Raw genomic sequence first — 5,707 nt, 5'->3', positions numbered from 1 at the left:
GGACTTCGGTTGCCGGGGCCCCGGTCGAGCCGCGGCCGGTGGAGCCGGGCGCCGAGCCGGGACCGCCCGGCGCGGGCTGGTCGGGCAGGTCAGACGCGCCCGGACGGTCCGGGCCGGAGGCGGGAGCGGAAGTCGGCGATTGCGGCACAGGGACCAGGTTCGCCGTTCTGCGGCGGCGCGGCCACCGTTGATCGACGACGGGGAGCTGCTTGTACAGAATCGTGACAATCGACGGCCGCACACCCGCACGCCACCGCTGCTCCCCGTTCACCGCTGCCTACAGACCGAGCTGGCGCTCCGCGCCCTCGACCGTCTGGGCGAGGAGCACCGCGATGGTCATGGGGCCGACGCCCCCGGGGACGGGAGTGATGAGGGAGGCGCGCTCGGCGGCCGACGCGAAGTCGACGTCGCCGATGTTGCCCGGGTTGTAGCCGGCGTCGATGACGACGGCGCCTGGCTTGATGTCCTCGCCCCTGATGAAGTTCGGCTTGCCGACGGCAGCGACCAGGACGTCGGCCTCGCGGACGACCGAGGAGAGGTCCCGAGTGCGGGAGTGGCAGTAGGTGACGGTGGCATCACGGCCGAGGAGGAGGAGGCCGGCCGGCTTGCCCAGGATCGCGCTGCGCCCCACGACGACCGCGCGCCTGCCGCTGAGTTCGACGTCGTACGCATCGAGGAGGCGCATGATGCCTCCGGGGGTGCAGGAGACGAAGCCGGGCAGCCCGAAGCCCATGGCCGCGAAGGAAGCCGTGGTGACGCCGTCGACGTCCTTCTCCGGGGCGATGGCCTCGAAGGCGGCGCGCTCGTCGATGTGCGGACCGACGGGGTGTTGGAGCAGGATGCCGTGGACCTCGGGGTCCTCGGACAGGGCGGTGATGGCGGCGACGAGCTCCGCGGTCGTCGTGGTGGCGGGCAGCTCGACCCGACGGGAACGGATTCCGGCCTTCGCGCAGCGGTTCTGCTTCATCTTCACGTACGTCACGGAGGCGGGGTCCGCACCGACCAGAACGGTCGCGAGGCACGGGGTGACTCCGGTGCGACGGGTGATCTCGGCAGCGCGGACGGCGGTCTCCTCGACCGTGCGGCGGGCGAGGGCCGTACCGTCCATGAGTGCGGCGGCGGTGGTGGACAAGGAAGCTCCTGGGCGTCGTCTCGGGCCGTTGGTTCGCCCAGGCGCACGGCATTCGTCGCAGTGCTGCCGGTGGGGCACGCTCCGCCGGGCCGCTCCCCGGTGGTGATCCACCCAAGCGCCAGTCACGGCCCGGGCCCCACTCTACGTGAGGGGTGGGGTCCGGTCCCGGACAGGGGGCGTGCACCGGGGCCCGCGGAAGCTTGTCGACGCTCCGGACGCACTCCACGATGAGTCGGAAGGGCCGGGACGACCTCGACGAGGAGGCCGAGTTGAGCAATGCGTGGGCAACCGCGGACCACTGGACGGAACCCGAAGCGGAATCGGACGTGCAGGGCGTTCCCCGCACGCCGACCGCACGACGCGGAAGGGCGAACCCCGGCCCACGGCTCCGACCCGGCAGTGAAACCGATCCGAGCGGCCGGGGGACACGCCCCCTGGTGGCCGCCTCGTGGAGGCGTTCCGTGCGTGCCCGGGTGAGTCCCGACGGGGCGGCACGGATCGAGCTGAACGAGGAGGAGCTCACCGCCTACCGGGAAGGTCATCCTCTGGCAGCGGCCATGCCGGTGATCCGCGAGTTGATGGGGGCGTACGCGACGGACGGGGAGCACCTCCTCGCGGTCTGCGACGCGGCCGGGAGGATGCTCTGGGTCGAGGGCCATCCGGGCACCCTGCGCAAGGCCGGGGGGATGAACTTCGTCGCCGGGGCCCGCTGGTCTGAGACGGCCGTGGGAACGAACGCGCCGGGCACCGCACTCGCCGTCGACCGGCCCGTGCAGGTCGTTGCCGCCGAGCACTTCCGGCACCCGGTACGTGCTTGGACGTGTGCTGCGGCCCCCGTACACGACCCGCACAGCGGGCGGGTGCTCGGCGCGGTGGACATCACGGGTGGCGAACGGCTCGCACACCCGCACAGCCTCGGCTTCGTCCAGGCGGTGGCACGTGCGGCCGAATCCCAGTTGGCGCTGTCCGGTCCGGCTCCGGAGCCCGGGCGCCTCCGGCTTTCGGCGCTCGGCCGCGACGAGGCCGTGCTTTCTTCGGGCGGACGCCTCCTGCGGCTGAGTCGCCGCCACAGCGAGATACTGGTGCTCCTCGCCCACCGCCCCGAGGGAATACGCGGCGAAGAACTCCTGACCGCGCTGTACGAGGACGAGTCGGTCACCCCCGTGACGCTGCGGGCGGAGCTCTCCCGGCTGCGGGCACTGCTCGGCCCCGACGTGCTGCGCTCGCGTCCGTACCGACTCGCCCCCGTGCTGGACGCGGACTTCACGACGGTGGACCGGCGGCTCTCCTCGGGGGCGGTCGCCGGGGCCGCCGGGGACTATGCGGGGCCGCTGCTCCCCTCGTCGGCGGCACCCGGGGTCGTACGGTTGCGGGAACGACTGGCCGGCAGGCTGCGGGCGGCCCTGGTGGACCGGGGTGACCCCGCCTTGCTCTCCGACTGGGCGTACAGCGCGTGGGGCGAGGACGACCTGGTGGTGTGGCGGGCGCTGTGCGCGGCCGTACCGGCTCCACAGCTCCCCCCGGTGCGCGCGAGGCTCGACTCCCTGGAAGAAGAACTGGCCTCCGGTGCAACGGTCTTGCAACGTACGGGTCCGCACACTCGGGCATGAGCGCCGGTCGAGGGCGACCGGCGCGTCTCCAGGGAGGCCAAGTCATGACCCGTTATGCAGCACCCGGCACCGAGGGCTCACTCATGTCGTACCAGGCCCGCTACGACCACTGGATCGGCGGCGAGTACGTCGCCCCGGCGGGCGGCCGCTACTTCGAGAACCCGAGCCCCGTCAACGGCCTCCCCTTCACGGAGGTCGCGCGGGGCACCGCCGAGGACGTGGAACGCGCCCTGGACGAAGCGCACGCAGCGGCCCCCTCGTGGGGTCGGACGGCACCGGCGGAACGGGCGGCCGTGCTGCTGCGGATCGCGGACCGCATGGAGGACAACCTGGAGGCGCTCGCGGTCGCCGAGACCTGGGACAACGGCAAGCCCGTCCGGGAGACGCTCGCCGCGGACGTCCCGCTCGCGATCGACCACTTCCGCTACTTCGCAGGGGCGTTGCGGGCCCAGGAGGGGGCACTGAGCGAGATCGACGACGACACCGTCGCGTACCACTTCCACGAGCCGCTGGGCGTCGTGGCACAGATCATCCCCTGGAACTTCCCCCTCCTCATGGCGGCCTGGAAGCTGGCCCCGGCGCTGGCCGCCGGCAACGCGGTGGTGCTGAAGCCGGCCGAACAAACACCGGCATCCGTGCACTTCTGGCTGGGCCTGGTCGCCGACCTGCTGCCGCCGGGGGTCCTGAACGTCGTCAACGGCTTCGGTGAGGAGGCAGGCAAGCCGCTCGCCTCCTCACCGCGCGTCGCCAAGGTCGCCTTCACGGGCGAGACCACGACGGGCCGGCTGATCATGGGATACGCCTCCGAGCACCTGAAGCCGGTCACGCTGGAACTCGGCGGCAAGTCGCCCAACATCTTCTTCGACGACGTGTGGGCGGCGGATGACGACTTCCGCGACAAGGCCCTCGAAGGCTTCACCATGTTCGCCCTGAACCAGGGCGAGGTCTGCACCTGCCCGTCACGCGCGCTCGTCCAACGCGGCCACTATGCGGAGTTCATGGAGGCCGCCGTCGCCCGCACGGAGAAGATCGTCCCCGGACACCCGCTGGACACCAGCACCATGATCGGGGCCCAGGCCTCCGCCGACCAGCTCGGCAAGATCCTCTCCTACCTGGAAATCGGCCAGAAGGAAGGCGCAAGGGTACTGACGGGCGGACAGGTCATGGAACACGAAGGCGAGTTGTCGGGAGGCTACTACGTGCAGCCGACCGTCTTCGAAGGCGACAACCGCATGCGGATCTTCCAGGAGGAGATCTTCGGCCCGGTGGTGGCCGTGACCCCCTTCGCCGACTTCGACGAAGCGATCCGCACCGCCAACGACACCCCGTACGGCCTCGGCGCCGGCGTCTGGACCCGCAACGCGAACACCGCCTACCGCGCGGGACGCGCGATCCAGGCGGGCCGCGTCTGGACGAACTGCTACCACGCCTATCCGGCCCATGCCGCTTTCGGAGGCTACAAGCAGTCTGGCATCGGCCGCGAGAACCACAAGATGATGCTGGAGCACTACCAGCAGACGAAGAATCTGCTGGTCAGCTACTCGCCGAAGAAGCTCGGCTTCTTCTAGCGGCACGAAAGAAGGCGCCTGACCTGGGGTTTTCCCCGGGTCAGGCGCCTTCTTGGAGCGCTCGAGCCTTCCTGTGGGGGAGGCGTCGAAATACCCCTCTTCTTCCAGTTCATCCCACCCGTATCCCAGTCCTGACCAGCAGTTCCGGGCCATACACGGGCCAGATTGCGGCTCAGCCCCTGGGGCTGCTGTCCTCGCTGCGCCGGCTCCACTCCTGCATCGACTCCTCGATGAGCCGGTTGGAATGCTCCTGCAGACCGTCCAGGAACTTGGCGTAGTACTGGAAGAGCACTTGGATGCTCTGGCCGGCCCGGCGCGCGCATTCGGCGGGATCCACGCCGGAGTGCAGCCAGAACGAGATCCCGGCGTGCCGGAGGTCATAGGGCCTCTTGGCGAGGAGCGTCGGCTGCTCATGGGGAGCCAGGACCTTCTTACGGGCCCGCTCCCACGTCTTGCCGTAGGCCGCTGCATCAACGTAGCCGCCGGCCGCGTTGCGAAACACTCGGCCGTCGGGCGCCACGCCGAAGCGATCGACGTGATTTCGCAGTGTGCGCACGAACGGCGGCGGTATCGGCACTGGACGCGTGGCCTTGACGGCTCGCCGCTTCAAGGAGTGCACTTCATGGACCGAGCCATCGTCCGTCCACTCCTTGCCGGCCGTGACGACACCTCCGCTCAGGTTGAGCATGCCCCAGCCGCTCTTCGGCAGATGGCACTGTGAGATCTGCAGGTGGATGACCTCCGCCGGACGCATCGCCGCGTAGTACATGCAGCCGAAGAACGCCTCAAGGTGCGGGCCGCGGCCCTGTTGTTCGCCAACAGCGGTCAGCAGGCGAGCAACCTGGGTCGGGTTCGGCACGCAGGCCGGGTCCACTTCCTCGCTCACCCCAGGAGCCTGCCACTTGACCCTTGCGAGCGGATTCTCCGCGAAGTATCCCTTGTCGACGGCAGTTCCGAGGACCTCGCTGAAGGCCGATCGCTTCCGCAGGGCGGTCTTCGCTGCGGCGGACTCTCCGTCGATCTTCCGGCCGAGCGCGTCCAACGCCCTGCGCACGACGTCTGGTTCCATCAGCTCACTGACGGGCAGGGAGTTCCGCTTCATCCAGTCGAGGGCATGCTGCCATTCGGCGGACGGCTCACTCTCCCAGGCGCGCTTGTTGAATGCCCATGAATACAGCGCGCGCCGCAGAACCCTCGGCTCCGAGTAGCGCGCTTCGCGCCTCACCAGCGCGGGCGTGATGGTGGCGAGTGCATCAGCGAGGGTACGACGGGTGTTGCCAGGCGTTCGGTCCCATCGCTCATGGGACCTGTCCCCGAGTGGTGGACACCTCTGATCCCGGCCCCGCCAGGGGTCGGGTAGGAGGCATCTTTTATGGTGATGAAGGTCTACTCGCCCG

At 69.9% G+C, this 5,707-nt stretch carries 4 protein-coding genes and 1 riboswitch; of the genes, 2 read left to right on the top strand and 2 right to left on the bottom strand.

Annotated features, from left to right (window positions below):
- Positions 1-277 precede the first annotated feature (277 nt).
- Complete coding sequence (locus ACFW2Y_RS34430) at positions 278-1,108, bottom strand: bifunctional 5,10-methylenetetrahydrofolate dehydrogenase/5,10-methenyltetrahydrofolate cyclohydrolase (RefSeq protein ID WP_384887278.1); 831 nt, start codon at positions 1,106-1,108, stop codon at positions 278-280.
- A 52-nt stretch (positions 1,109-1,160) separates the two neighbouring features.
- A riboswitch (ZMP/ZTP riboswitch) is annotated at positions 1,161-1,268 on the bottom strand.
- A gap of 91 nt (positions 1,269-1,359) precedes the next feature.
- On the opposite strand from ACFW2Y_RS34430, the gene ACFW2Y_RS34425 reads away from it, so the two are divergent.
- Both ACFW2Y_RS34425 and ACFW2Y_RS34420 read left to right on the top strand, forming a co-directional pair.
- Positions 1,360-2,742, top strand: a complete 1,383-nt coding sequence (locus tag ACFW2Y_RS34425; RefSeq protein ID WP_384887275.1) for a GAF domain-containing protein — start codon at positions 1,360-1,362, stop codon at positions 2,740-2,742.
- A 44-nt stretch (positions 2,743-2,786) separates the two neighbouring features.
- Positions 2,787-4,310: an aldehyde dehydrogenase family protein gene (locus ACFW2Y_RS34420; RefSeq protein ID WP_384887272.1), complete on the top strand. Its 1,524-nt coding sequence runs from the start codon at positions 2,787-2,789 to the stop codon at positions 4,308-4,310.
- A gap of 172 nt (positions 4,311-4,482) precedes the next feature.
- On the opposite strand, the gene xerC is transcribed toward ACFW2Y_RS34420, so the two are convergent.
- Positions 4,483-5,535, bottom strand: a complete 1,053-nt coding sequence (gene xerC / locus ACFW2Y_RS34415; protein ID WP_384887270.1) for a tyrosine recombinase XerC — start codon at positions 5,533-5,535, stop codon at positions 4,483-4,485.
- Positions 5,536-5,707: the final 172 nt, after the last annotated feature.

This window comes from Streptomyces sp. NPDC058877, assembly GCF_042742855.1.
Lineage (GTDB): Bacteria > Actinomycetota > Actinomycetes > Streptomycetales > Streptomycetaceae > Streptomyces.
The sequence above is the reverse complement of the archived record's forward strand: the minus strand, read 5'-3'. Positions and strand labels throughout refer to the sequence as shown.

What these genes read in the sequence shown, in the direction of transcription:
- ACFW2Y_RS34430 (WP_384887278.1), bottom strand. Translation starts at nt 1,108, where the DNA reads ATGGACGGTACGGCCCTCGCCCGCCGCACGGTCGAGGAGACCGCCGTC.
- ACFW2Y_RS34425 (WP_384887275.1), top strand. Translation starts at nt 1,360, where the DNA reads ATGAGTCGGAAGGGCCGGGACGACCTCGACGAGGAGGCCGAGTTGAGC.
- ACFW2Y_RS34420 (WP_384887272.1), top strand. Translation starts at nt 2,787, where the DNA reads ATGACCCGTTATGCAGCACCCGGCACCGAGGGCTCACTCATGTCGTAC.